Genomic DNA, 23354 nt, shown 5'->3' with positions numbered 1-23354 from the left:
GGCCGGGGACGAACCGCGTCGATCTCCGCATCCGCGGATAGTTTGAGACGACCACGACGAGAATGCGGAGATCCGATGGTGACGACGACGTTCCGAGTCAGCGAGGCGGCGGCTCTGCTCGCCGTCAGCGATGACACGATCCGACGCTGGGCCGAATCCGGCCGACTCACGCTCGAGCGCGATGGCTCCGGGCCGCAGCACATCGCCGGAACGGAGCTCGCCCGCGTCGCGCAGGAGATCGGCGAGGCCTCGACGCTCGGGGCAGCGTTCCCGACAGCCAAGGCGTCGACCCGCAACCGCGTCACGGGGATCGTCACCCGGGTCGTGCGCGACACGGTCATGGCGCAGGTCGAGCTGCAGGCCGGGCCGTTCCGCATGGTGTCGCTCATCAGCCGCGAGGCCGCCGACGAGCTCGAGCTCCAGCCGGGCTCGCTCGCCGTCGCCACCGTGAAGGCGACCAACGTCGCCATCGAGCTGCCCGACTCCGCCCGCCGGAGCGAGTCGTGAGCGCCCGCCGGCCCCTGCGCTGGACTCTCGCCGCCGGTCTCGCCACTGTCGCGCTCGCTCTCGCCGGCTGCGCTGCCGGTTCGAGCGACGCCGGCTCCGGAGCCGATGCTGCGTCGCCGAGCACCGAGCCGAAGCTCAGCGGAACCGTGACGATCTTCGCCGCGGCATCGCTGACCGAGGTCTTCGGCGAGGCGAAGACGGTCTTCGAGAAGCAGCACCCCGGTGTCGAGGTGGTGCTCAACTTCGGCGGCAGCTCGGCCCTCGCCGAGCAGATCCTCAGCGGAGCCCCCGCCGACGTCTTCGCGGCCGCCAGCCCGGCGACGATGACGACCGTGACCGACGGCGGCGCCGCGGCGGGCGCGCCGAAGACCTTCGCGACGAACACGCTCGAGATCGCCGTGCCGAAAGACAACCCCGGCAAGGTCACGAAGCTCGCCGACTTCGCCGACGCCTCCCGCACGATCGCGATCTGCGCGCCCGAGGTGCCGTGCGGCGCCGCTGCGGTGAAGGTCTTCCAGGCGGCCGGTATCACGGCCGCCCCCGACACCCTGGAACAGGATGTGAAGGGGGTGCTCACCAAGGTCAGCCTGGGCGAGGCGGATGCCGGCCTGGTCTATCGCACCGACGTGCTGGCGGCGGGCGCCGACGTGAAGGGCATCCCGTTCGACGAAGCCGCCGACGCCGTCAACGACTACCCGATCGCCGTGCTGAAGGATGCGCCCTCCCCCGACGCCGCGAAGGCCTTCGTCGACTGGGTGCTCTCGGACGCCGGACAGAAGCTGCTCGCGAAGGCCGGGTTTGGCGCGGCCTGAGCGAGCATCCCGGCCTCGCCCGGTACGCGCGGCGAGTGCCGGGGTCGTCTGGATCCCGGCACTCGTCGCGCTGGCGGTGCTCGTGCTGCCGCTCGTCGCCCTCGTCGTGCGCGCCCCCTGGAGCGAGCTCGGCTCGGTGGTCGCGCAGGCGAGCGTCGTGCAGGCGCTCGGACTCTCGCTCACGACCGCGGCGGCGTCGACGGTCATCAGCCTGCTGCTCGGGGTGCCGCTCGCGCTCGCGCTGGGGCGCACCCGGAAATGGCCCTCGATTCCTCGACGTCTGCTGCGCGCCCTGGTGACGGTGCCGCTCGTGCTGCCGCCGGTCGTCGGCGGTGTGGCGCTGCTGCTGCTGCTGGGGCGACGCGGGGTGCTCGGATCGCTGCTCGACTCGTGGTTCGGCATCACCATCCCGTTCACGACGGCGGCCGCCGTCATCGCGCAGGTCTTCGTGTCGATGCCGTTCCTCGTGCTGGCGGTCGAGGGCGCCCTCGGTGCCTCCGACCGCCGCTTCGAGGTCGCCGCGGCGACGCTCGGAGCGAGCCGGTGGACGATCCTGCGCCGGGTGACGCTCCCCCTCATCTGGCCAGGACTCAGCGCCGGCGCCCTGCTGTGCTTCACCCGGGCGTTGGGCGAGTTCGGGGCGACCGTGACCTTCGCCGGCAGCTTCCCCGGCATCACGCAGACGCTGCCGCTCGCGACCTACCTCCAGCTGCAGACCGATCCGGATGCCGCGATCGCTCTGGCCCTCGTCCTCATGGCGGTGTCGCTGGTCGTGCTGGTCAGTCTGCGCGACCGGTGGATCCCGGGGCTCGCATCGTGACAGCGCTCGAGGCGCAGGTCGGAGCCCGCCGGGGTGGCTTCGATATCGACGTGCGCCTGACCGTGGAGCCGGGCCAGACCCTGGCCGTCGTCGGACCGAATGGCGCGGGCAAATCGACGCTGCTGCAGGCGCTCGCCGGCATCGTGCCGCTCGCCGACGGCCGCATCCAGCTGGGCGCTCGGACTCTCGCCGACACCTCAAGCGGCAGGGAGCTGCCGACCGCCGACCGGCGCATCGGCTACGTCTTCCAGGACTACCTGCTGTTCCCGCACCTCACGCTGCTCGACAACGTGGCCTTCGGGCCGCGGGCGCGCGGGGCGACGCGCGTGGATGCGCGCGGCATCGCCCGTGAATGGCTCGATCGCGTCGGGCTCGCGAGCGCACAGGGTCGCCGGCCGCACGAGATCTCGGGCGGACAGGCTCAGCGGGTCGCGCTCGCGCGCGCTCTCGCGAGCGATCCGGAGCTGCTGCTGCTCGACGAGCCTCTCGCAGCCCTCGATGCGGAGACCCGGGTGGCGATGCGCGACGAGCTGACCGACCACCTCACCCGTTTCGCCGGGCCGGCGATCGTGATCACGCACAGCCGCGCCGACGTCACGCAGCTGGCTTCGCGCCTGATGGTGATGGAGGTGGGCCGGGTCGTTCAGTCGGCGCCGGTCGCGGACGCGCTCGGAACGCCGGCGAGCGGATTCGCCGAGCGCTTCGCGGCCGGCGACTTCGGCTGAGCCGCGTCGCCGCTGTCATCGGATGCCGACACGGGCGCCCGGAACACGATCAGCTGATAGCACGCGAACCGGAACGCCGTGCCGAGCGCCACCCCGATCAGATTGCCCGCGACGTTGTCGGCCACGACGCTGCGCAGCCCGAGCAGGTCGTGCGAGACCCAGAGGCAGCCGGCGGCGATGAGCAGGCCGCCCAGGTTCGCCAGCACGAACATGCCGAGCTCCCGGCCGAGCGACTGCTCCCGACGACGGCGGAACACGAGCGTGCGATGCCCGATCCACGCCACCGCGATCGACACCGTGGCGGCGAGGACCTTCGCGATCACGACCTCCTCGGCGAGCACGGTGGCGCGCAGCAGGTTGAAGAGTCCCGCATCCACCACGAAGGCGATCGCGCCGACGATGCCGAAGGCGGTCAGACGACGCAGTGCCGCCCGCCAGCGCGCCACGCGACCTCCGTGCGCAGGCGCAGCCGTGCGCACGGAGGTCGATGACATCCGAACCGCCTCAGGCGGTCGTGATGGCGACGATCGGAGCCGTCGTCGGCTGCTTCGATCCGCCCTTGGGCTCGACCGTCACGCCGATCGTGTCGCCCTTGGCGTAGTCGCCGCTGAGCGGCGTCGTCGCAGAGTCGTGACCGGCGCGGAAAGTGCCGGCCGAGGTCGCGGCGCCCTTCCCGTCGATGTACCAGAGCTGGTAGACCTCATCAGCGCTGAGCCCGTCGAGATCACGGGTCGTGAGCACCGAGCGCTCCAGCGACGGCGACCAGGCGAGCTCGGCGCTGCCGCCGCCGGCGACGTCGGCCGAGGCGCGCTGCACATCCGAGGCGGACGTGACGGCGCTGATCTCCTGGTTCTGCTGAAGCACAGGCAGGCCGACGGCACCGCCCACGACGGCACCGACCACGACGAGACCGGCGGCGACCGAGACCAGAGCCGCACGGGCGCCCGACCAGCGCGACCGCGCCTTGAGTTCGGCGGGCGTCGGCTGAGCCGGCGCTTCCGTCGAGATGCGGCTCGGAGCGACAGGCTCCTGCTCGGGGAGCGCGGGCACGATCGACACCGGCGCGACAGCAGGAGCATTCTGCTGAGGCAGGTCGACGATGGCATCCAGGATGCTCGCCCGCAGCTCGGCGGAGGGCTTCTCCGGCTCGACGGCCAGGCCCAGGTAGACGGCGGTATCGGCGAACTCGGTGGCCTCGGCGCGTACCTCATCGGCGTCGGCGAGGAAGCTCTCGAACTCGGCGCGCTCGGCGTCGCTCAACGCATCCAGAGCCCAGGCTCCGGTCAGCGCGGCGAGTTCGTCACGGCGACGGTCGTCGGCGGTCACGAGGTCACTCCCATCTCATCGCGCAGACGGATCATGCCGTCGCGCAGTCGGGTCTTCACGGTTCCGATCGGGATGTGCAGCATCTCCGACACCTCGCGGTGAGAATAGCCGCCGTAGTAGGCGAGCACGACGGCTTGGCGCTGCAGGTCAGTGAGCCGGCCGAGTGCGACCTTGACGCGCTCGTTCTCGACGCGCACCTCGACGTTCTCGGAGACGACGTCGACGTCGGGCTCCCAGTCGCGGATTCCGATGCGGGTGTCGCGGTCACGGCTGGCCTGCGAAGCGCGGATGCGGTCGACCGCGCGGCGGTGGGTCATCGTGAGGATCCACGAGATCGCGCCGCCCTTGGTGTGGTCGTAGTTCGAGGCGCCCTGCCAGATCTCGAGGAAGATCTCCTGCGTGACCTCCTCCGACTGGGAGTGGTCGCGCAGCAAGCGCTTCACGAGTCCGAAGACGCGCGCCGAGAGCCGGTCGTAGAGCTGGGCGAATGCGGTGCGGTCGCCGCCGGCGATCTGCTCGAGCAGCTCCTCCGAACTCGTCTCGGGCTGAGGGGTTGGGTCGGCGCCCGTCTCGGGGATCGCGTCGTCGGCCATGCCGATCAGCTTCGCACGCTCCGATGCGTGAACGTCGGATGCGGAGCGCGACACCAGAATCGAGGTCATCGCCAGCTCCTTCCCGCCTCGTGAGGCGCTCGTCCGACGGGGTGGATCGGTGGGGGCGTCGACTGGGACGTCCGCCCCCACCGGGTACGTGGGCACCGGCGTCGGGCGAGCCGGTGACATGAAGGTGTTCGGGGTGCGGAGCGGACGGGTTTGGTGCGGACTTCTCGAATCCGCACCCCCGATCGGGTGGGATGCGGCGCCCACCGCGCGCGACGAGTCGCGGGATCCGGGGATGACACGCCCGGGCCGTTGCCGGGACGCGCTCGATCAGCGAGCTCGCTCGCACTCTCGTTACACTGGCTCGGCCGGGCCGCAGTAACCCCGGGCTCCAAATTCAGCCGCTTCGAGCGGCCTTGCGCCGAGAGGCGTTCTGCGGCCCGGTTCTTCTGTGTCCGGGTCCGGCGTCGATTGCTCGCACCGCGAGCCGACTCCGAGTCGACGCCGTCCAGCCGGTCTCAGGTCAGCTGATCGCGCCGCTCGAGCCGAGCGGCCTGATCGAGGTCGTCGCCGAAGCTGTCGAAGCGCGCCGCGCGGGCCGTGAGCGCGGTGGCGTGCTCGGGATCGGCCGGGTCGCGCGCATCCGCCAGCTCGGCCCAGCCGACGGCGCAGATGCGGCAGTAGGCGGATGCGCGCTCGAGCGCCGAGCCGAGGTCGCCCTGGAAGACGCCGCGCAGGATCTCATCGGCCAGCGCGCTGATCTGCTCGGGGCCGGTCGGCTCGGACGCCCCGGCGACGACCGGGTCGATCGTGCTCAGCGCGGCGGCGCCGGTGCGATAGGCGAGCGCCGCGCCGTTCGGGTCGTCGCGCACGGCCGTGCGCAGCAGATAGAGGCGCCAGAGCGCTCCCGGCAGCGTGTGCGGTCCGGCGGCCGCCCACAGCTGCGCGACCAGGTCGAGACCGTGCTCGTCAGTGTGCGTCAGCAGTCGGTCGACGACGCCCTCGTCGGTGGTCTGCCGCGCGCGGGCGAGCAGCGCGGCCGCCGACTCGTGCGCGCGCCGCAGGGTGACCGCCGGATCCTCGCCGCCCACGTGGTATTCGAAGTGGTCGTTGGGGATGCGCGCCGGCTTGTGGAACCGTTCCGCCATCCCTCCAGCGTACGACCGGCGGCGAGCGCACCGCCGGTCGCACGGCGACCGTCGAATCGTCAGTATCCTGGGGAGCGATCGGGCCTGTAGCTCAGTTGGCAGAGCATCGGACTTTTAATCCGCGGGTCGTGGGTTCGAGCCCCACCGGGCCCACCCTTCCTTCTCGCGCCGGCCGACGCTGGCGAACTCTCCCGCGGCCCGTTCGGCTCAGGCGCCCGCTCCCCCGTCGACGGGCACGATCGCGCCCGTGACGATCGAAGCGCGGTCGCTGAGCAGGAACGCGGCGACCTGGGCGACCTCGACGGGCTCGGCCATGCGACCCATCGGGATCGAGGCGTTGATCTGCGCGGTCACGCCGGGCGTCGACGACTCCCACTGGGCGATCATGTCGGTCGCGGTGCCGCCAGGGTGCAGCCCGTTGACGCGGATGCCGGCCGGCGCCCAGGTCACGGCGGCCGACTCGGTGATGCTGTCGAGGGCGCGCTTCATGGCGCCATAGGCCGGCAGCGTGGGGTTGGCGCGACGCGCGCCGATGCTCGAGGTGTTGACGATCGCGCCGCCTCCCGAACGGCGCATGAGCTCTGCCTCGGCGTTCATGGCGACCCAGTGCGCACGGAAGTTGACCGCGAACTGCTGCTGGATGTCGTCGTCGCTCGTCTGATCGAGCGGGCCGGGGTGCTGAACGACGGCGGCGTTGTTGAAGGCGCCGTCGAGGCGGCCGTGCAGTTCGTCGACGCGGGCGAGGGCCGCGCGGATGCTGGCGTCGTCAGCGAGGTCGAGGGCCACCGCATCCGCCGTGCCGCCGTGCTCGCGGATGTCGGCGACGACGCCGTCGAGCGCATCGGCTCCGCGGGCGCCGAGCACGACCGACGCGCCCTCGGCGGCGAAGAGCCGGGCCGCGGCGGCGCCGATCCCGCGGCTCGCGCCGCTGATGAAGATGACCTTGCCGGCGAGCAGGCCGGCGGGCTGGATGTCGTGATTCGTCATGCCTCCGAGCGTCGTCGCGGCCGCGCATCCCATTCAGGTACAGGCGGTACCAGGCTGCAGCGGGCGCGGGAGCGCACACTGGGGGCGTGGACAGACAGGAGCTCGCCGCCTTCCTGCGCGGCCGTCGCGAGCGGCGGAGCCCCGAGGATGTCGGTCTGCCGGCCGGGCCGCGTCGCCGCACGCCGGGTCTGCGCCGCGAGGAGGTCGCGGTGCTCGCCCACATCTCGACCGAGTACTACGTGCGCCTCGAGCAGGGTCGCGCGCCGCGTCCGTCGGCCGAGGTGCTCGCCGGGATCGCCGGCGCGCTGCGGCTGACGCCCGAGGAGTCGGACCACTTGCACACGCTCGCCGGCACCGCCCCGATCCGCTCGCAGCAGCTGCGGCGCGACGTGCGGCCGAGCATCCTCGTGCTGCTCGAGCGGCTGCCCGACACGGCCGGCTTCGTGATGTCGGCCGCGTTCGAGGTGCTCGCCTGGAACGACCTCACCGCCCTGCTCATGGAGGACTTCGGCGCTCTCGCGCCGCGCGAGCGCAACCTGGCGCGGCGCGCGTTCCTCGACCCGGATCCGGAGACGAGCCCGCTCTACGGCATCTCCGACGGCGCGGAGTTCCGTCACCACGCGGTGTCCGAACTGCGGCAGACGCTGGCCCGCTACCCCGACGACGAGTCGGTCGCGGAGCTGATCGACGAGCTGCGCACCGGCAGCGCGGCCTTCGCCCGGCTCTGGGAGCAGCACGACGTGCGGTCGGCGCCGATGCTGACGAAGACGTTCCAGCATCCCGTCGTCGGACCCATCACGGTCGACTGCGACTCGCTCGCCCTCGCCGAACGCGACCAGCACCTCGTGCTCTACAGCGCCCCGGTCGGCTCGCCCGACGCGGATGCGCTGGCGCTGCTGGGCGTGCTCGGCGCGGATCAGCGGTCGCTCAGCTCGTGAGGAGCGGTCGCCGCTGAGGATGCGGCCCGGCCCGCCGCCTTCGGGCAGCGTCGGGCCGGACACGGGTGAGCGCGGCCGGGCGAGGGACGAGCGCGCCCGGACGTGGCGATCAGGACGCTCGATCCGACTCGTCGAAGATCCGTCGCAGCAGAGCGGCTCGCGGAACCTCGAGCCACGCGGCGATGAGATCGACGTCGCTCAATGACAGCGCGACCACGCCGTCGTGCAGCGCGACAGCGTCGCGGACGTTCTCCATGCCGAGGATCGCGGCGAGCTCGGAGATCGGTCTGCCCTGGTTTCGCATCTCCATCCGGACCCGAGCCGCGACCTGCTCGGCGTAGGGAATCGGAGAGTTCACGAGCCTCAAGCATTCCTTATTTAGATGGCTTGTCAACCTATATAGGGACATTGGGATGAAACGGGGCCTCTAGCGCCGCCGTCCGGATGGGTTCGGATACCGTCGGGGCTGTGCCGAGAAGAGCCGAGCCCGCCCCGAGCCCCTTCGCGGTCGCAGCTGCCCGTGCGGTCATCCGTCGCATCGATGAGGTCGACATGTCTCGTGCCGCCGTCGCCCGCGTGGCCGGACTCAGCGACAGCTACCTCAGCGAACGATTGATGCTGCGCAAGAGCTTCACCCTGTCCGACATCGAGGCCCTGGGACGAGCGCTCCACTTCGAACCGTCCGATTTCCTAGCCGGGATCGACACCGACATCCAACCCACGCCGGCATCCCATCACGATGTCGGCGCCATCGGAGACCATCGGCACGAGGAGCGATTCGCCGCCGACCGCGGCGACGAGGCGGTGACTCCCGAGGAGGCCGGAGACTGATGATCGATCCGTGGGATGCCGCTCGGCGGATGGGCATCCGCGTCGAGACCTCCGCGATCCCGGAGGCGGGGCGCTGGTACGACGATCATCGCCTGATCCTTCTGCGATCGGGGCTCGGACCCGTGGCCGAGCGCTGCACACTCGCTCACGAACTCGGTCACGCGGCGCTGGGTCACAGCACGTCGACACCGCGAAATGAGCGCACCGCCGATCAGTGGGCAGCGCTGCGACTCATCGACCACGGTCAGCTCGTCCGACTCGCTGCCGCGTACCCAGCGCAGCCGACCCGCTGGGCCTATGAGCTCGACGTCACGAAGAAGCTCATGCTCGCGTATCTGTCGGGCGCCGCCGACAGCCGATCCGCCGTGCGAGCAGCACCCCCGCGCGACTCGCGACTCAGCGCACCCAGCGCAGGTCGCGGCAGGTGAAGCCGCCGTCGGGGAGGGCGGCGCGGATGCGGTCGTCGTCGAAGCGGCGGTGCGGGCGGATGTCGGCGGGCGGCTCGGGCGCGCGCGGCAGCGCCTCGCTCACGCCCTCGCCGAGCATCACGGCCTGGGCCTTGGCGACGAGCGGCACCTTCATCGTCCACTCGGTCAGCTGCGCCAGCACCCGGATCGCCCACACCGGCAGCGGCACGTAGAGCACGCGGCCTCCGGCGACGCGGGCGATGCGGCGCACGGCGTCGCCGAGTGGCAGCTCCTCAGCGCCCATGACCGCGACCGTCGGCTCGGCGATGCGCCCCTCGAGAGCCGCGAGCAGCACATCCACCTCGTCGTCGACCGGCACCGGACGCACCGTGCGCTCGCGGAAGCCGACCGTGCCGAACACCGGCAGGGTGCGCACCGCCTTCGTGACGTGGTCGACCATGTGGTCGCCGCGTCCGTAGACCATGCCCGACTTGAGGATCGTGTAGTCGAGACCCGAGGCCCGCACGAGCTGCTCGGCCGCCCATTTGCTCTCGTGGTACGGCGAGCCGCAGTCGGGGCGGGCGCGCAGGAAGCTGAGCAGCACGATGCGCTTCACCCCCGCGCGGCGAGCCGCCTCGATCACGGCGCGGGTGCCGTCGACGTGCACGCGCTGGAACGTCTGGTCGCCGATCTCGCGGTTGATGCCGGCGCAGTGGGCGACGGCGTCGCAGCCCGCGAAGGCCGCGGCGAGCGCATCCACGTCGTCGATCTCGACGCCGGTGCGGCGCGACACGATGACGGTGTCGGAGGGGTCGAGCCGGGCGGCGAGGTGGCGTCCGACGAATCCGGTGCCTCCGGTGATGGCGATGCGCATGATCGACTCCTGAGCTATTTCGCTAAATGGCTAACTTGCTCGGTTATATCTAGCTTCAGTGCTAAATTGCAAACATGGCAGACACCGCGAGCGACATCTTCGCCGCGCTCGCGCACCCCACGCGGCGCCAGATCCTGCAGGATCTGAAAGACGGCGAGCTGCCGGCCGGCGAGATCGCCGCCAAGTTCAGCGCCTCGGGCCCGACCATCTCGCGGCACCTCGGCGTGCTGCGCCAGGCCGGACTCGTGAGCGAGCGTCGGGATGCGAACCGCATCCTCTACTCCCTCGTCGCCGACAACCTCGCCCTCTCGGTCGGCGACTTCCTCAGCACCGTCTGCCCCGAGCAGATCGTGCTGCGCGAGGTGCGCAAGAAGCGCGCGCCGAAGGCCGCGAGTGCGACTGCGCCCCCTGCGAACGGCTGACCCGCGGGCCATGGAATTGCGAGACGGCACAAGTGGAGACGTGGTCGTCATCAGACCTGTCGACTACGAATTCCCCTCGACGGTCGACCATGACGACCTCAACTGGCTGATCATCGAGGGTCACGTCCGGGCCGGCGATGAGGAATGGGGCTTCCGCGATCCGGCGCTCCAGGTCGACGACGCACGCGCGCTCGGCACCTGGCTCGCGGAGGTGCTTCGCGACGAGGTCGAAACGACCGTCGACGGCTTGTTCGACGGCGAACCTCAGTTCTCGGCCCTTGAGCCCAACATCGGCTTCGGGTTCATCGCCCGCACGACGACGTCCGTCACATTGCGCGTCTTCCTCCGCGCAGAATCGGCTCCCCCATCGCGACGAAGCGACTCCGCAGGCCGGCAGGCCGAGTTCTTCGTCGACCTGAGCTTGGATGCCGACGACCTCCGCCTCGCCATCTCGATCTGGCGCGAAGAGTGCGCCCTCTTCCCCGATCGATTCCCTCAGTGATTCACAACCGCGGATCCACCGGCTCGGACTCCATCGCCAGCACCGCGAAGACGGCCTGGTGGATGCGCCACAGCGGCTCCCCGCGCACGAGACGATCGAGCGATTCGAGGCCGAGCGAGTACTCGCGCAGCGCGAGCGAGCGCTTGTGCGCGACGTTGCGGTCGCGCAGGCGGGCGAGGTTCTCAGGCTCGGTGTAGTCGGGGCCGTAGATGATGCGCAGGTACTCGCGGCCGCGCACCTTGACGCCCGGCTGCACGAGCCCCTTGCCGAGACGGGTGAGGTTGGCCATCGGCTTGACGACCATGCCCTCTCCCCCGTCGGCGGTGAGCGCATCCCACCACTCGATGGCCGCCGCGACCGACGCGTCGTCGCCGAGGTCGACCGCGAGCGAGCGGGTCTGCCGGATGAGTTCGGCATCCGCCGCCGCGAGTCGCGCGGCCACGTCGAGGTGCCAGGAGTGCGGACGCGTCGCGAAGGTCGCGCCCTCGGCCGCGAGCACCTGGAACGGCGCCAGCTGGACGCCCGCGAGCCCCTCGGTCTGCGCGCTGTAGCGGCGGTAGGCGTCGACGTAGAGCGACGCGTCGTCGGCGCGAGCGCGGGTCCGCGCGAGCAGGTCGCCGACGTCGACACCGCGCTCGGCGGCCGCGGCGAGCGCTGCGACGGCATGCGGCAGTGCTCCGGTCGCGGCGGCGCCGACCGCCGCGTACTGGTCGCGGATCATGTCGCCGGCCTTGAGCGACCAGGGCAGCAGCTCGGCGTCGAGCAGCAGCCAGTCGCTCTGCAGCTCCTGCCAGAGTCCCGCCGACTCGACCGCAGCATCCAGCCGGCGCAGGAACTCGTCGTTCGTCGCGTCGTCGAAGAACGCGCGACCCGTGCGGGTGTGCACCACGCCGCGCCAGCCGGCTGGTGCGTCGAAGCGCGCCGGGTTGCGAGTCAGCAGCACGACCGCGCGCGATCCCATGTGCTTCTCCTCGCACACGAGCTCGGTGACGCCCTCGGATCGGTAGTACGCGAAGGCCTCGTCGGGGTGCTCGAGCAGATCCGCGCGCTTCGAGGTGGCCGGCGGGCTCATGGTCGGCGGCAGGTACATGAGGTGGCGCGGGTCGATGGCCCAGCGGCTCATCACCTCGAGAGCGCCCGCGGCGTGGTCTTCGCGCACGGTGATGCGGCCGTGCGTGCCGGTCTCGACGACCTGCTTGCCCAGCACATCCTCGATCGACAGCGAGCCCGCGGCGCGCTGCTCGGCCACGGGGACGACCGGCGCGAGCGGCTTCACCGGCTCGTACCAGACCTGCTCGGCCGGCACCGAGACGACCTCGCGCTCGGGGTAGCGCAGCGCCGACAGCTTGCCGCCGAAGACGCAGCCCGTGTCGAGGCACATCGTGTTGTTGACCCACTCGGCGTCGAGCGTCGGCGTGTGACCGTAGAGCACGGTGGCCGAGCCGCGGTAGTCGTCGGCCCACGGCAGACGCACCGGCAGACCGTACTCGTCGGTCTCGCCGGTCGTGTCGCCGTAGAGCGCGAAGGAGCGCACGCGGCCGGATGCGCGCCCCTGATACGCCTCGATGAGTCCGGCGTGCGCGACCACGAGACGCCCCTCGTCGAGCACGAGGTGGCCGACCAGCGAGTGGGCGAAGCGCTCGACCTCGGCACGGAACTCGGGCGTCTCGGCGGCGAGCTGCGTCAGCGTCTCGGCGAGACCGTGGCTCGTCTGCACGCGCTTGCCCTGCAGGGAGCGCACCAGCTTGGCTTCGTGGTTGCCGGGCACGGCGAGCGCGTGGCCGCTGCGCACCATCCCCATCGCCAGGCGCAGCACGCCAGGGGTGTCGGGCCCGCGGTCGACGAGGTCGCCGAGGAAGATCGCGCGGCGCCCCTCGGGGTGCACCGCATCCACCGGACGTCCGAGCTCGTCGCGCTGCAGCACGTAGCCGAGCTCGCCCAGCAGCGCCTCGAGCTCGGAGCGGCAGCCGTGCACGTCGCCGATCGCGTCGAAGGGACCCGTCTCGTGGCGGAGGTCGTTGAGCAGCGGCTCGCGCACGATCTCGGCGGCGGCGATCGCGTCGACGCCGTCGAGGGTGTGCACGCGGCGGAAGCCCTCCTTGCCGAGCGACCGCATACTGCGACGCAGCTCGTCGTGCTGGCGCTTGATCACGCGCGCACCGAAGTCGCGGTCGCTGCGAGCGGCGTTGCGCTCGATGCAGACGCGCTCCGGAACGTCGAGCACGATCGCGACGGGCAGCACGTCATGATCGCGAGCCAGCTGCACGAGCGAGCGACGGTCTTCCGACCGCACGTTCGTCGCGTCGATCACGGTGAGCAACCCGGCCTTGAGTCGCTGGCCGGCGACGAAGCGCAGCGCCTCGAACGCCGCGCCGGTCGCCGCCTGGCTGTTCTCGTCGTTCGACACGAGGCCGCGGAAGAAGTCGCTCGACAGCGTCTCGAAGGGCGCGAACTTCTCGCGCGCGAAGGTCGACTTGCCCGAGCCGCTGGTGCCGACGAGCACCACGAGCGACATGTCGGGCACGGTGAGGGCGGCCATCAGATCCTCCGGAACAGGGCGAGCTGGGTGGGCGAGCCGGCCGCCGCGTCCACCTCGCCGATCGTGCGGTGCTCGACGACGTAGCCGTGCGTCGCGCCGACGGTCGCGGCCCAGTCGGCGAACTCGGCGCGCGTCCACTCGAAACGGTGGTCGGGATGCCGGAACCGCCCGGCAGGCAGCGCCGGGTAGAGCGGGTTGTAGTCGGCGTTCGGCGTCGTGACGATCACGGCGCCCGGCTTCGCGTCGCCGAAGATCGAGCCGACCAGCGCGGGCAGCCGCTCGGGCTCGAGGTGCTCGACGACCTCCATGAGCACGATCGCGTCCTGATCGCGCAGTCGCGGGTCGTGATAGGTCGCGGACGACTGGATGAGTCGGATGCGCTCACGTTGCCGGTCGCTGAGCTCGCGCAGGTTCAGCGCCTCCTCCGCCTTCGCGAGCTCACGCGCTGCGACATCGGATCCGGTGATCTGCGTGAAGACGGGGTCGACGAGCAGGCGGCGCAGCAGCGCCCCCTCACCGCAGCCGACGTCGGCGACGCGGCGCGCGCCGACATCCTTCAGCGCCGTCATGACGGCCTCGGCGCGCAACTGGTAGAGCGGCGCCGCCGTGTTCACCTCGGGGGTCTCGACCGCGACGTCGTCGCCGGACTCGACGAGCCGGGCCGTCGCATCCACCACCATCGACCGCTGGTGCGCCAGGTACCGCCGCGTGATCAGCTCGCGCTCGGGGTGCACGGCGAGCCAGCCCTCGCCGGCGCGCAGCAGCTTGCCGACCTCGTCGTCGCTGACCCAGTAGTGCTTCGTGTCGTCGAGCACCGGCAGCAGCACGTAGATCTGCCGCAGCGCGGCGCCGAGCAGCAGCTCGCCCGCGAGCCGCACCGTCGAGTACGGCGAATCGCCCCAGGCCGGGAACGACGCGTCGAGCGGCGTCGGGGTCACCTCGACGCTCCAGCCGAGCGGCGCGAACAGCCGGCGCACGAGGTCGTCGCCGCCGCGGACCGGCACCGACGTCAGCTCGACCTCGAGCGCCAGCGGCGTCGCCGCGAGCTCGGGTCGGGCATCGCAGCGCCCGGTCATCGCCGTGCGGAAGACCTGGCCGATCGCGACGGCGAGCATCGACGACGAGGCGTACGGCCGGTCGTTGACGTAGTGGCCGAGGCTGAAGGCGTCGCTCGCCTTGAGGCGCTTGCTGCGCACCAGGTCGATCGCATCCACCTCGAGCATCAGGGCGGCCGTGCACCGGTCGTCGTCGGCCTGCGGGTAGAAGACGTGCGCGCGCCCCACGCTCAAGGAGAAGGACTGGTGGCGATCGGGATGCTTGTGCAGCAGGTAGCCGAGGTCGGTGGCGTTCGGGGCGGAGTAGCTGAGAGTGAGGAGCACGGTGCTTCCGGTGGGCTTGTCGGTGTTCCGCTCAGGTTAGACCGCGCCGCGGACGCCGCGGTAAGCCCCGCGGGGCGCCGTTTCATGGCGGCACAGCGGTGTCGGCTGTGGCGGCGCAGGCTGCCGCGGCTACACGCCCGGCGTACTGGATCCGGACGGCGGGATCGTGATCCGGTCGAGCTCGTCGCGCTCGGCCGGCCAGCGGTGAGCGTCGGCGCGCTCCGGTTCGAGGAACACCACCAGGCTCTCGTCGGGCCAGCGGAAGCTCACGCCGTCGGCCGGCGGCGCGGGAACCTCGGGGTACTCCGCCGCCATGAGCAGCATCCGCCGGCCGGACACGGTCAGCAGCAGCTCGACCGGATGGTCTCCGCCCCGGCGGTCGGGCCGGCCGATCTGGTTCGCCGGATCCTCGTAGCGACGCAGCGCGAGCTCGACACCCTCGACGTCGCCGACCGGGAACCCGCTCAGATCGGCAGGCCGGTGGATCGACCCGGGCTCGGGTGGCAGGGATTGGTGGATGACCGGATAGTCGGCCTCCTCCAGCACGAGCGGACCCTCGTCGCCCGCCTGGATGCGCAGCCAGCCGCCGTCACCGAGGCGCACACCGAGCCGGAGGTGCTGCCGCGCACCGGTGTCGACGACGGGTGCCCAGTCGTAGTCGTCGCCCACGAGGATCGCTTCCTCGGTACCCAGCCATTCGATGATCCGCGCCCCGCGCAGCCGATGCCACAGCGCAAGCTGGCCCGCGTTCCACGCTCGGGCGCGGGCGATCGTGAACCAGCCGGGGGAGAGCTCATCGAAGACCAGCGCTTCGACCGTCGTGCCGAGCAGTTCCGCGGCCAGCACTGTCACTCGACGGTAGATCTCGTTGAAGATCGGGCGCACCCGCTCGAGCGGCTGGCCGGCCGGGTCGTCGAGCGCCCAGTCCTCGTAGCGTTTGCCGGGGAAGACGGGGCAGGCGTCGCCGCATCCCATCGTGATGACGACGTCGCTCGCGCGCACGTCGTCGACGGCGAGGATGCGCGGGGTCGTCTCGCCGAGATCGATGCCGATCTCGGCGAGCGCCGCGACGGCGACCGGGTTGACCTGGTCGGCCGGCTCGCTGCCGGCGGAGAGCACCTCGATGCGGTCGCCCGCGACCTCGCGCAGCAGCGCGGCGGCCATCTGCGAGCGGCCGGCGTTGTGCACGCAGACGAAGAGGACGGTCGGGCGCGCCGGCGACGGCTCGCGCTCCGGCTCGACGCCGCTCACGAGCCCGACACCTCGGCGAAGCGATCGGTCGCCGCCCGCAGCGCCCGCGCGATCCCCGGCTCCGATGCGGCGTGGCCGGCGTCGTCGACGACCGTGAACTCGGCCTCGGGCCACGCCCGGTGCAGATCCCACGCGGTCGCCATCGGCGTGCAGGCGTCGTAGCGGCCCTGCACGATCACGGCGGGGATGTGGCGGATGCGGTCGACGTGCGCGATCAGCTGCCCCTCCTCCATCCACCCGCCGTTGACGAAGAAGTGGTTCTCGATGCGCGCGAAGGCGGTGGCCTCGCGCGGCTCGGCCGCCTCGGCGATCTTCTCCGCGTCGGGGCGGAGGGTGATCGTCGACGACTCCCAGATCGTCCACGCGACGGCCGGCGGCACGTGCACCGCCGGGTCGGGGTCGACGAGCCGGCGGTGATAGGCCTGGATGAGCCCTCCCGGCGTCCTCTCCTCGACGGGGATCGGCGCGAGGAAGCCCTCCCACAGGTCGGGGAACAACGCCGCCGCTCCGCCCTCGTAGAACCAGTCGAGCTCGCTGCGGCGCAGCGTGAAGATGCCGCGCAGCACGAGCTCGGTCACCGCCTCGGGGTGCGCCTGCGCGTAGGCGAGCGCGAGGGCGCTGCCCCACGATCCGCCGAAAACCTGCCAGCGGTCGACGCCGAGGTGGATGCGCAGGGTCTCGATGTCGGCGACCAGGTGCTGCGTCGTCACCGCGCTGAGGTCGGTCTCCGGGTCGCCGGCGTGCGGCGTGCTGCGGCCGCAGGCGCGCTGATCGAACAGCACGATGCGATAGCGCTCCGGGTCGAAGAAGCGACGCTGCCAGGGCGCGGTGCCGGCGCCGGGGCCGCCGTGCAGGAAGACGACCGGCTTGCCGTCGGGGTTGCCGCTCACCTCCCAGTAGAGGCGGTGGCCGTCGCCGACCTCCAGCTCACCGGAGTCGTGCGGTTCGATCGGCGGGTACAGCGCGTCCGTTTCCATCGGGATGAGCCTGGCACGAGTCGGCGCGGCGTGGCACAGCCGAGGCCGGGGTCAGGACGACGCCGGCGTCGCCGCCGCGCCCGCCGCCGCGCCCGGCGCCGGCTGCAGCGTCCGACGACGCCGCACGCGCCAGCGCAGCAGCACCGCGGCGAGCACGATCGACACCCCCGAGCCGACGAGCACGGCCAGCGTTCCTTCGTCGGCGACGGTCCGATCGGCCGCGAACGCGAGCTGGTTCATGAGCAGCGACACCGTGAATCCGATGCCGCCGAGCGCGCCGACGGCGAGCGCGTCGCCCAGATCGGGTCGGGCGCGCGACGCCTTCGGCACGAAACCGGCCGAGAGGATCGCGCCGAGCGAGATGCCGATGATCTTGCCGAGCGGCAGCGCCAGGGCGATGCCCCAGAACACCGGCGACAGCTCGGACGGGGCGACGGCGGGAATCACGACCAGCGCAGCCGAGAAGGCGAACAGCGGCAGCACGGTCGCATTCGAGATCGGCTCGAGCCGGTGGCGCAGCCGCCCCGCAGGCGGAGCGCTCATCGCGAGTCCGAGCGCGACCCCGGCGATGGTGGCGTGGATGCCCGACCGCAGCACGAGCACCCAGGCGGCGAGACCGAGCACTCCCATGACGACGCCGATGAGCACGCGCAGCGGTCGCGCGGTGATGCTGTCGCGGCGCAGCAGCACGCTGAGCAGCCCGAACGCCACGACGGCGATCAGCGCACCGGCGAGCATCAGCAGATCGGGCGTGTGCGCGAAGACGAGCGCGATGATCACGATCGCGATGATGTCGTCGAGGATCGCGAGGGCCAGCAGGAACGACCGGACCCGCGACGGCATCCCCCGGCCGAAGACGGCGAGCACCCCGAGCGCGAAGGCGATGTCGGTCGCGGTGGGAACCGGCCAGCCGCGCAGCAGTTCGACCCCGCCGCCGGACGCGCCGACCACGACGAGGAAGATCACGATCGGCACGACGACGCCGCCGACCGCCGCCACCGCCGGGCGCAGCGCCCGCGTCGGCGAATTCAGCTCGCCGGTGGTCAGCTCGTGCTTGAGCTCGATCGCCGCGAGCAGGAAGAACACGGCGAGCAGGCCGTCGCTGATCCAGTGCCCGACCGAGAGGTCGATGCCGAGAAGCGGAATGCCGAGGTGCGCCTCCTGCAGCTCGCGGGCGCCCGAGCCGAGCGGCGAGTTCGCGACGACGAGGCCGAGCAGGGCCGCTACGAGGAGGAGGACTGCGCCGACGCGCTCAGAACGGAGAAGAGACATGCAGACCCGACGACGAAGGGCGACCGCCGTCACGACGTGACGCGCGGGCCGACCAGACTTCCCGGCACTCCGCCGAGCAGTCTACCGGCGGGAGACGCCGGCCGGTGTCAGGGACGGTCGCTGATCGCCGTGCGCGGGTCGGCGACGACGTGCGGCTGCTGCAGGCAGAACCAGGCGTAGAGCGAACCGGAGCGGCGCGCGGTGTCGTAACGGTAGACGACGCCGGAACCGCAGGTCGGGCAGTGGGACATGGCGCGAGGGTAGGTCGCCGACGTGACGCCGCGGCGGCGATCCGGTGAACGGATGCGCAGCCCCGTCTCGGAATCGTGCGGGCGCGCCGCGGTCGGGAGATTGGACGGGCGCCCTGCGTCCGCACTGACGCGGGCGCCCTACTCTCGTGCGCGCGGGGGATGAACGCGTGCTCGGGCGGGCGGAGATCTGAGGGCCGCGTCGCCCCGGGAGCGCGCTTAATTTACGCCGCGCATCCGAACACGGACAGGGGTTGTCAGGCGCGGCGGGATGTGCAGTCGCCGCGCACCGGTCACGCTGCCGGACCCGGTGCCACCACCCGGCGATCACGCACGACAGAAGCTCGAAAGCACCGCGACAGTCGTCGCGGATCCGAGGGTCCGCGCGTAGGATCCTCAGCGTGACGGACGCCGCCGAGACCTTCGAGCAACTCGTCAACCGTCTCGCCGCGACGCACCCGCGCGTCTTCCCCGGCCGCATCGCCGGCATCCTCTTCGAGGAGCACGACCTGCTCGTCGGCACCCCGGCGGGCGACATCATCGGTCCGACCGTGGTCGACGCGGTCGCCGAGCGCGTCGCCCGCGAGCAGAGTCGTGTCGAGCGCCGCCGAGGCCGTGCTGCCGGAGATCATCCCGCCGCCGATCAGGACTGACGTTGCACGTCCGTGCGGAATCGCTACGTGGACTGAACGTTCTAGTTATTCGCTCACGTTTATTCGACTACTCTTCGAGACCGGCGGCTGGTTACCGCCTCACCCGAACGAGCACGGCCGTCTCCCTGATCGCGGCCGAACGCTTCTACCGGTCTTCGATGCCCGGAGCGCCCGAATCGCTCCGGGCATCGTCGTGTCCGGGGCACGGTGAGATCCGGCTCAATGCGCTCGAGCCCGGTCCGATCGGGCTCAGTGCGACCGGCGCGAGCGCTCCGGCGGCCGCTCGCCGAGCGTCTTGCCGGTGCGCGCCATCCGCACCGCGGTGTTGACGACCGATACGGCCGCCATGATCACGACCAGCACGATCCACAGCCAGATCGGCCAGTGGTAGTGCTCCACGAGCTCCCACGTCTCCTTGAGCGCGATGAGCGCCGCTCCCCCGGCGACGAACAGCCAGCCGGTCGCCTTGTTGACGAAGCCGAGGAACTGACGCCGGGTCTCGATCGGCATCGCCTCGAACACCACCCGCTGATACTCGTCGCGGTCGCGTCGGATCTTGAGGTACGCGACCGGCGGCAGCAGCCACCACCAGGGCGAGATGCGTCGCGGTTCCGGCACGCTCTCGTGGGCACGGGCGATCGCCTCGCGGTCGATCTCCTCCTCGCGCAGCTCGAGCGCGGCCTGGTAGATCGGACCGGCGACGAGCAGCCAGCCACCCAGGAAGCCGATCCAGAGGATGATCGTGTGCACGGCATCCACGCTAGAACCTGACCGCGCCGGCCCGGAAGTCGTGCCCCGAGGACGCCCTGCAGGCGTGAGCCGGATCAGATGCCGGCGGCCCCGAACAGCAGGCCGAGCAGGTAGGTCGCGGCCGCCGCGCCGAAGCCGATGCCGAGCTGCCGCAGCGCGCGCAGCAGCGGCGAGGCGCCGGAGAGCAGACCGACCACGGCGCCCGTGCCGAGCAGGGCGATGCCGACGAGCACGGCCGCGATCACGACCGCGAGCAGCCCGGTCGCGCCGAACAGGTACGGCAGCACCGGGATGATGGCGCCGCTCGCGAAGAACAGGAAGCTCGACGTCGCCGCCCGCCACGGCGAGCCGACGGCCTCGTGCTGGTCTCCGACCGTCTCGATGCTGCCGGTCGCGAGCGCCGGATCGGAGGCCGCGAGCCGGGCGAAGGTGCGCCGCGCGTGCGCCGCGGCCTCCTCGGGCGTCTCACCCCGCGCCCGGTAGACCAGCGCGAGCTCGTTCGCGTCGACGTCGAGGTGCGGCAGCGCGGCATCCGCCTCGGGGTCGGGGTGGGATGCGGCGAGCAGCTCGCGCTGCGAGCGCACCGACACGAACTCGCCCGCCCCCATCGAGAGTGCGCCGGCGAGCAGCCCGGCGACGCCGGTGAACAGCACCGTCTTCGGGTCGACGCCGGTCGCCCCGACGCCGAGCACGAGCGCGAGGTTCGAGACGAGGCCGTCGTTCGCGCCGAACACCGCCGCGCGGAACGTGCCGGAGAGCCGCTCGCGCCCTCGCGCCGCGAGACCGCGCAGCACCTCGCCGTGGATGCGCTCGTCGGCCGCCATCTGCTCGGTGGCATCCGCGTCATCGTCGTAGGGGCTGCGCGCCTCGGCGCGCTGGGCCAGCGCGAGCACGAACACCGAGCCGAAGCGACGGGCGAGCAGCACGAGCAGACGCGTGCGCAGACTGCCGGCGCGGGGACGCCCGACGCGATCGCCGAGCAGCTCGAGCCAGTGCTCCTCGTGCCGCTTCTCGGCGTCAGCGAGGCCGAGCAGGATCTCGCGCTCCTCCCCCGTCTTGCGCTGGGCGAGCTGCAGGTAGAGCGCGGCCTCGACGCGTTCGTCGGCGAGATAGCCGCGCCAGCGGCGCAGCTGTCGCTCGGTCGGCGCAGGCGCGACGCCGCTCATCAGGCCTGATCGCCCGCGGCCGCGTCGGCCGGCGCCGGCGTGTAGCGCAGCGCCCACGAGCCCGACCATTCGGCGCCCGGCTGCAGGTGGATGAGCCCCTCGCCCGAGTTGAGCGCGTCCGGCGGCGCGGTCATCGGCTCGATCGCGATCGCGTCGCCCAGCGGACCGCCGAGGTAGCCGCTGCCCTCGAGGTCCGGACCGGAGGTCGCCGGGTCGACGGCGGTCCAGCCGCCGGCCGGGAAGATCGACGTGGTGAACACCTGCACCCAGCGCCAGTCCGGGTCCTGCAGCAGCGTCAGACGGGATCCGTCGGGCGCCTCGATCCACGCCGTCGCACCGTCGACGGGGTCGAGGTCGGCGTAGGCGGTGTCGAGGTCGAGGTCGCTGAACAGGCGGCCGGCCCGCAGGTCGACGGGGGTGCCGTCGACCGGCTTCACGCCGGTCGGGTTGAGGCGGTCGTCCACCTCGATGCAGCTCGCCGCCGGCACGGTGACGCGCAGCTCGCGCACCGGCACATCGCCGAGGCGCAGGTAGGGGTGCACGCCCGTCGCATAGGGCGCGGTGACGCCCGAGAGGTTGCGAACGCCGTGGGTCGCGCGCAGTCCGCCGGGCACGAGCTCGTAGCGCACCCAGCTGTCGAGCGTGAAGGGCCAGCCGTGCTGGGCCGGGATGAGCGCGCCGAGCGTCACCGAGGTCGCCGTCTGCTCGCGGATCTCGTGGTCGGTGAACTGCAGCAGGCCGTGCAGCGCGTTGTTCCGGTCGCGTTCGGTCACGTCGAGCTGCTGGACCGCGCCGTCGTGCGTCCAGCGGCCGTCGCGCACGCGGTTCGGCCACGGCGCCAGGAAGATGCCGTTGCAGTAGGCCGGCCAGGCGTTCTCGGCGATCGGCTCGGTCAGCTGCACGCCGTCGACGCGCAGCGAGGCGAGGGTCGCGGCGACCGTGCCGATCACGGCCTCGACGCCGCCGCCGGAGAGGTGGATGCGGCGGCCGATCGGCGTGCGCTCGCTCGACGCCGGCGCGGGCGCGGGATCGGCGGGCGTGGTGGCTGCGGTCGTGGGGATGCGGGTGGTGGCTCCGTCGCTCGTCACGGCGCCCACTCTAGGGGTGCCGCTTCTCGGCGCCCGCGATGCGGCGGATGCCCCACGAGGCCGACCAGCTCGCGCCCGGCTCGAGCCAGAGAAGGCCCTCGCCGGAGTTGAGCGCGTCCGCCGGGGCGGTCATCGGCTCGAGCGCGACGGCCTTCCCAGTCGGCTCGTGGCCGCCGAGCGGGCGGGGGAAGTCGCTGGGCGTGAACACCTGCACCCAGAGGAACGCCGGGTCGCCCCAGAGCTGCGTCGCGGCGCCGCCCGGCGCGGTGAGGCGGGCGATCTCGCGGGCGCCGTCGGCGTCGACGGCGTCGACGGCGTCGTCCGCACTCGAGTGGGGCGCCGCATTCACCACGAACGCCGTGTTGAGCTCGAGGTCGCCGACCCGACTCCCGGCTCGCAGGTCTTCGTCGTCGCCGACGGGGTGGGCTCCGACGGGGATGAGCGTCGCATCCACCTCGAGCGCCACCCCGGCGGGCACCCGCAGCTCGAGATCGGCTGCGGGCGTGTCGCCCACACGCAGGTAGGGATGCGCGCCGACCGCCCACGGCGCCCGCGTCGCCCCGACGTTGCTCACGTGATGGGTCACGACGAGGCCGTCGGGCTCGAGCGCGTAGCGCACCCGGGTCTCGAGCTCGAAGGGCCAGCCGTGCTGCGGCGGGATAAGCGCCGCGAGCTCGACGGTCGAGGGCGTGTGGTCGACGAGCCGGTAGGCGGTGTTGCGCAGCAGGCCGTGCGAGGCGGCGTTCCACTTCGGGTCGGTCAGGTCGAGCTCGAGCTCGGCGTCGGCTGCGGCGCCGCTGTCGGCGGCTCGCAGAGTCCAGCGCGCGCCGCGCACCCGGTTCGGCCAGGGCGCGAGCACGATGCCGCAGCCCTGCGGCGGGAGGCTGTCGACCGGCACCGTCTCGGTCAGTGCGTGCCCGTCGACCTCGAGTTCGCAGAGCACCGCGGCGACCGAGCCGATCACGGCGCGCGCGTCGCCGCTGCGCAGCTCGAAACGCGGTCCGCTCACCGGCGCGGGCGCGCCGAGAGCGGCGACCGGCGAGGTGCCGACGAGCGCGGAGGTGGCCGCGGCGGCGGCCGGCACGGCGGAGTCGGGATGCGGAGACGGCACGCGGGCGTCGGTCATGCCGTCA

General features: G+C 72.0%; 26 protein-coding genes, 1 tRNA gene and 1 pseudogene. 11 read left to right on the top strand and 17 right to left on the bottom strand.

What is annotated here, in order from left to right:
* The first annotated feature begins 75 nt into the window (after nucleotides 1–75).
* Genes BJ979_RS08660 through BJ979_RS08645 form a run of 4 tightly spaced genes read left to right on the top strand, consistent with a single transcriptional unit; the run spans nucleotide 76 to nucleotide 2864 of the window.
* Nucleotides 76–507, top strand: a complete 432-nt coding sequence (locus tag BJ979_RS08660; protein ID WP_179567078.1) for a TOBE domain-containing protein — start codon at nucleotides 76–78, stop codon at nucleotides 505–507.
* Nucleotides 504–1319, top strand: coding sequence for a molybdate ABC transporter substrate-binding protein (modA, locus tag BJ979_RS08655; protein WP_179567076.1), 816 nt, complete (start codon nucleotides 504–506; stop codon nucleotides 1317–1319). The genes BJ979_RS08660 and modA overlap by 4 nt, the downstream gene beginning before the upstream one ends.
* Nucleotides 1306–2139 (top strand): molybdate ABC transporter permease subunit, encoded by an 834-nt coding sequence (gene modB / locus BJ979_RS08650; RefSeq protein ID WP_246286728.1) that lies wholly within the window; start codon nucleotides 1306–1308, stop codon nucleotides 2137–2139. Before modA ends, modB begins: the two co-directional genes overlap by 14 nt.
* A complete protein-coding gene (locus BJ979_RS08645; protein ID WP_179567072.1) occupies nucleotides 2136–2864 on the top strand; it encodes an ATP-binding cassette domain-containing protein in 729 nt (242 codons plus the stop codon). The genes modB and BJ979_RS08645 overlap by 4 nt, the downstream gene beginning before the upstream one ends.
* On the opposite strand, the gene BJ979_RS08640 is transcribed toward BJ979_RS08645, so the two are convergent.
* From BJ979_RS08640 to BJ979_RS08625, 4 genes are all read right to left on the bottom strand, one after another.
* Nucleotides 2783–3358: a GtrA family protein gene (locus BJ979_RS08640; protein WP_179567070.1), complete on the bottom strand. Its 576-nt coding sequence runs from the start codon at nucleotides 3356–3358 to the stop codon at nucleotides 2783–2785. The genes BJ979_RS08645 and BJ979_RS08640 overlap by 82 nt on opposite strands.
* 10 nt (nucleotides 3359–3368) lie before the next feature.
* Nucleotides 3369–4190: an anti-sigma factor gene (locus BJ979_RS08635; RefSeq protein ID WP_179567068.1), complete on the bottom strand. Its 822-nt coding sequence runs from the start codon at nucleotides 4188–4190 to the stop codon at nucleotides 3369–3371.
* Nucleotides 4187–4783 carry a sigma-70 family RNA polymerase sigma factor gene (locus tag BJ979_RS08630; RefSeq protein WP_179570162.1) on the bottom strand — a complete coding sequence of 199 codons (597 nt, stop codon included), beginning with the start codon at nucleotides 4781–4783 and terminating at the stop codon, nucleotides 4187–4189. Before BJ979_RS08630 ends, BJ979_RS08635 begins: the two co-directional genes overlap by 4 nt.
* Before the next feature lie 524 nt (nucleotides 4784–5307).
* Nucleotides 5308–5937 carry a DNA-directed RNA polymerase subunit beta gene (locus tag BJ979_RS08625; RefSeq protein ID WP_179567066.1) on the bottom strand — a complete coding sequence of 210 codons (630 nt, stop codon included), beginning with the start codon at nucleotides 5935–5937 and terminating at the stop codon, nucleotides 5308–5310.
* Between the two features lie 80 nt (nucleotides 5938–6017).
* Between BJ979_RS08625 and BJ979_RS08620 the strand changes: the two genes are divergently transcribed.
* Nucleotides 6018–6090: transfer RNA gene (locus BJ979_RS08620), tRNA-Lys, on the top strand.
* A 54-nt stretch (nucleotides 6091–6144) separates the two neighbouring features.
* Here the strand turns inward: BJ979_RS08620 and BJ979_RS08615 are convergent.
* Nucleotides 6145–6924 carry an SDR family NAD(P)-dependent oxidoreductase gene (locus BJ979_RS08615; RefSeq protein WP_179567064.1) on the bottom strand — a complete coding sequence of 260 codons (780 nt, stop codon included), beginning with the start codon at nucleotides 6922–6924 and terminating at the stop codon, nucleotides 6145–6147.
* An 86-nt stretch (nucleotides 6925–7010) separates the two neighbouring features.
* On the opposite strand from BJ979_RS08615, the gene BJ979_RS08610 reads away from it, so the two are divergent.
* Nucleotides 7011–7862, top strand: a complete 852-nt coding sequence (locus BJ979_RS08610) for a helix-turn-helix transcriptional regulator (protein WP_179567062.1) — start codon at nucleotides 7011–7013, stop codon at nucleotides 7860–7862.
* Between the two features lie 109 nt (nucleotides 7863–7971).
* On the opposite strand, the gene BJ979_RS08605 is transcribed toward BJ979_RS08610, so the two are convergent.
* A complete protein-coding gene (locus tag BJ979_RS08605; RefSeq protein ID WP_179567060.1) occupies nucleotides 7972–8172 on the bottom strand; it encodes a hypothetical protein in 201 nt (66 codons plus the stop codon).
* 242 nt (nucleotides 8173–8414) lie between these two features.
* On the opposite strand from BJ979_RS08605, the gene BJ979_RS08600 reads away from it, so the two are divergent.
* Nucleotides 8415–8693, top strand: a complete 279-nt coding sequence (locus tag BJ979_RS08600) for a hypothetical protein (RefSeq protein WP_179567058.1) — start codon at nucleotides 8415–8417, stop codon at nucleotides 8691–8693.
* Complete coding sequence (locus BJ979_RS08595) at nucleotides 8693–9121, top strand: ImmA/IrrE family metallo-endopeptidase (protein ID WP_179567057.1); 429 nt, start codon at nucleotides 8693–8695, stop codon at nucleotides 9119–9121. Before BJ979_RS08600 ends, BJ979_RS08595 begins: the two co-directional genes overlap by 1 nt.
* Here the strand turns inward: BJ979_RS08595 and BJ979_RS08590 are convergent.
* Nucleotides 9090–9974, bottom strand: coding sequence for an NAD(P)H-binding protein (locus BJ979_RS08590; protein WP_179567056.1), 885 nt, complete (start codon nucleotides 9972–9974; stop codon nucleotides 9090–9092). The two genes, BJ979_RS08595 and BJ979_RS08590, sit on opposite strands and share 32 nt — an antisense overlap.
* A gap of 74 nt (nucleotides 9975–10048) precedes the next feature.
* Here BJ979_RS08590 and BJ979_RS08585 point away from each other — a divergent pair, with 74 nt between their 5' ends.
* Together BJ979_RS08585 and BJ979_RS08580 are read left to right on the top strand one after the other, a co-directional pair.
* Nucleotides 10049–10396 carry a metalloregulator ArsR/SmtB family transcription factor gene (locus tag BJ979_RS08585; protein ID WP_179567055.1) on the top strand — a complete coding sequence of 116 codons (348 nt, stop codon included), beginning with the start codon at nucleotides 10049–10051 and terminating at the stop codon, nucleotides 10394–10396.
* A gap of 10 nt (nucleotides 10397–10406) precedes the next feature.
* On the top strand, nucleotides 10407–10898 hold the full coding sequence (locus BJ979_RS08580; RefSeq protein ID WP_425502470.1) for a WapI family immunity protein: 492 nt from the start codon (nucleotides 10407–10409) through the stop codon (nucleotides 10896–10898).
* Between the two features lies 1 nt (nucleotide 10899).
* On the opposite strand, the gene BJ979_RS08575 is transcribed toward BJ979_RS08580, so the two are convergent.
* The 6 genes and pseudogenes from BJ979_RS08575 to BJ979_RS08550 all read right to left on the bottom strand — a co-directional run bounded on the left by BJ979_RS08575 (nucleotide 10900) and on the right by BJ979_RS08550 (nucleotide 18567).
* Nucleotides 10900–13437, bottom strand: a complete 2538-nt coding sequence (locus tag BJ979_RS08575; protein WP_179567053.1) for a polynucleotide kinase-phosphatase — start codon at nucleotides 13435–13437, stop codon at nucleotides 10900–10902.
* On the bottom strand, nucleotides 13437–14816 hold the full coding sequence (locus BJ979_RS08570; RefSeq protein WP_179567052.1) for a 3' terminal RNA ribose 2'-O-methyltransferase Hen1: 1380 nt from the start codon (nucleotides 14814–14816) through the stop codon (nucleotides 13437–13439). Before BJ979_RS08570 ends, BJ979_RS08575 begins: the two co-directional genes overlap by 1 nt.
* Nucleotides 14817–15641: 825 nt before the next feature.
* Nucleotides 15642–16067, bottom strand: a pseudogene (locus BJ979_RS17605) (arsenate reductase ArsC); the annotation flags it as partial.
* On the bottom strand, nucleotides 16064–17044 hold the full coding sequence (gene pip, locus BJ979_RS08560) for a prolyl aminopeptidase (RefSeq protein WP_179567050.1): 981 nt from the start codon (nucleotides 17042–17044) through the stop codon (nucleotides 16064–16066). The pseudogene BJ979_RS17605 and the gene pip, both read right to left, overlap by 4 nt.
* A gap of 51 nt (nucleotides 17045–17095) precedes the next feature.
* Nucleotides 17096–18316 carry a Na+/H+ antiporter NhaA gene (locus BJ979_RS08555; protein WP_179567048.1) on the bottom strand — a complete coding sequence of 407 codons (1221 nt, stop codon included), beginning with the start codon at nucleotides 18314–18316 and terminating at the stop codon, nucleotides 17096–17098.
* A gap of 107 nt (nucleotides 18317–18423) precedes the next feature.
* Nucleotides 18424–18567: a hypothetical protein gene (locus tag BJ979_RS08550; protein ID WP_179567046.1), complete on the bottom strand. Its 144-nt coding sequence runs from the start codon at nucleotides 18565–18567 to the stop codon at nucleotides 18424–18426.
* A 398-nt stretch (nucleotides 18568–18965) separates the two neighbouring features.
* Here BJ979_RS08550 and BJ979_RS08545 point away from each other — a divergent pair, with 398 nt between their 5' ends.
* The gene (locus tag BJ979_RS08545) at nucleotides 18966–19217 is read left to right on the top strand and encodes a hypothetical protein (RefSeq protein WP_179567044.1); all 252 of its coding nucleotides are present in this window, start codon (nucleotides 18966–18968) and stop codon (nucleotides 19215–19217) included.
* Nucleotides 19218–19466: 249 nt separating this feature from the next.
* On the opposite strand, the gene BJ979_RS08540 is transcribed toward BJ979_RS08545, so the two are convergent.
* The 4 genes from BJ979_RS08540 to BJ979_RS08525 form a co-directional block, all read right to left on the bottom strand.
* Entirely contained in the window at nucleotides 19467–19967 is a 501-nt protein-coding gene (locus BJ979_RS08540; protein ID WP_179567042.1) for a hypothetical protein, read from the bottom strand.
* Between the two features lie 74 nt (nucleotides 19968–20041).
* The gene (locus BJ979_RS08535) at nucleotides 20042–21133 is read right to left on the bottom strand and encodes a VIT1/CCC1 transporter family protein (RefSeq protein ID WP_179567040.1); all 1092 of its coding nucleotides are present in this window, start codon (nucleotides 21131–21133) and stop codon (nucleotides 20042–20044) included.
* The gene (locus BJ979_RS08530) at nucleotides 21133–22221 is read right to left on the bottom strand and encodes an aldose epimerase family protein (RefSeq protein WP_179567038.1); all 1089 of its coding nucleotides are present in this window, start codon (nucleotides 22219–22221) and stop codon (nucleotides 21133–21135) included. The genes BJ979_RS08535 and BJ979_RS08530 overlap by 1 nt, the downstream gene beginning before the upstream one ends.
* A gap of 10 nt (nucleotides 22222–22231) precedes the next feature.
* Nucleotides 22232–23347, bottom strand: coding sequence for an aldose 1-epimerase family protein (locus BJ979_RS08525; RefSeq protein ID WP_179567036.1), 1116 nt, complete (start codon nucleotides 23345–23347; stop codon nucleotides 22232–22234).
* Nucleotides 23348–23354 lie beyond the last annotated feature (7 nt).

The sequence above is a fragment of the Schumannella luteola genome, assembly GCF_013408685.1.
GTDB lineage: Bacteria > Actinomycetota > Actinomycetes > Actinomycetales > Microbacteriaceae > Schumannella > Schumannella luteola.
Note: the sequence above shows the minus strand (reverse complement) of the source record. Positions and strands in the feature narration are given on the sequence as shown.

Coding starts and splice junctions, on each gene's coding strand:
- BJ979_RS08660 (WP_179567078.1), top strand. CDS start 76: ATGGTGACGACGACGTTCCGAGTCAGCGAGGCGGCGGCTCTGCTCGCC.
- BJ979_RS08640 (WP_179567070.1), bottom strand. CDS start 3,358: ATGTCATCGACCTCCGTGCGCACGGCTGCGCCTGCGCACGGAGGTCGC.
- BJ979_RS08630 (WP_179570162.1), bottom strand. CDS start 4,783: ATGGCCGACGACGCGATCCCCGAGACGGGCGCCGACCCAACCCCTCAG.
- BJ979_RS08625 (WP_179567066.1), bottom strand. CDS start 5,937: ATGGCGGAACGGTTCCACAAGCCGGCGCGCATCCCCAACGACCACTTC.
- BJ979_RS08615 (WP_179567064.1), bottom strand. CDS start 6,924: ATGACGAATCACGACATCCAGCCCGCCGGCCTGCTCGCCGGCAAGGTC.
- BJ979_RS08605 (WP_179567060.1), bottom strand. CDS start 8,172: ATGGAGATGCGAAACCAGGGCAGACCGATCTCCGAGCTCGCCGCGATC.
- BJ979_RS08600 (WP_179567058.1), top strand. CDS start 8,415: ATGTCTCGTGCCGCCGTCGCCCGCGTGGCCGGACTCAGCGACAGCTAC.
- BJ979_RS08595 (WP_179567057.1), top strand. CDS start 8,693: ATGATCGATCCGTGGGATGCCGCTCGGCGGATGGGCATCCGCGTCGAG.
- BJ979_RS08590 (WP_179567056.1), bottom strand. CDS start 9,974: ATGCGCATCGCCATCACCGGAGGCACCGGATTCGTCGGACGCCACCTC.
- BJ979_RS08585 (WP_179567055.1), top strand. CDS start 10,049: ATGGCAGACACCGCGAGCGACATCTTCGCCGCGCTCGCGCACCCCACG.
- BJ979_RS08580 (WP_425502470.1), top strand. CDS start 10,407: ATGGAATTGCGAGACGGCACAAGTGGAGACGTGGTCGTCATCAGACCT.
- BJ979_RS08575 (WP_179567053.1), bottom strand. CDS start 13,437: ATGGCCGCCCTCACCGTGCCCGACATGTCGCTCGTGGTGCTCGTCGGC.
- pip (WP_179567050.1), bottom strand. CDS start 17,044: ATGGAAACGGACGCGCTGTACCCGCCGATCGAACCGCACGACTCCGGT.
- BJ979_RS08555 (WP_179567048.1), bottom strand. CDS start 18,316: ATGTCTCTTCTCCGTTCTGAGCGCGTCGGCGCAGTCCTCCTCCTCGTA.
- BJ979_RS08550 (WP_179567046.1), bottom strand. CDS start 18,567: ATGTCCCACTGCCCGACCTGCGGTTCCGGCGTCGTCTACCGTTACGAC.
- BJ979_RS08535 (WP_179567040.1), bottom strand. CDS start 21,133: ATGAGCGGCGTCGCGCCTGCGCCGACCGAGCGACAGCTGCGCCGCTGG.
- BJ979_RS08525 (WP_179567036.1), bottom strand. CDS start 23,347: ATGACCGACGCCCGCGTGCCGTCTCCGCATCCCGACTCCGCCGTGCCG.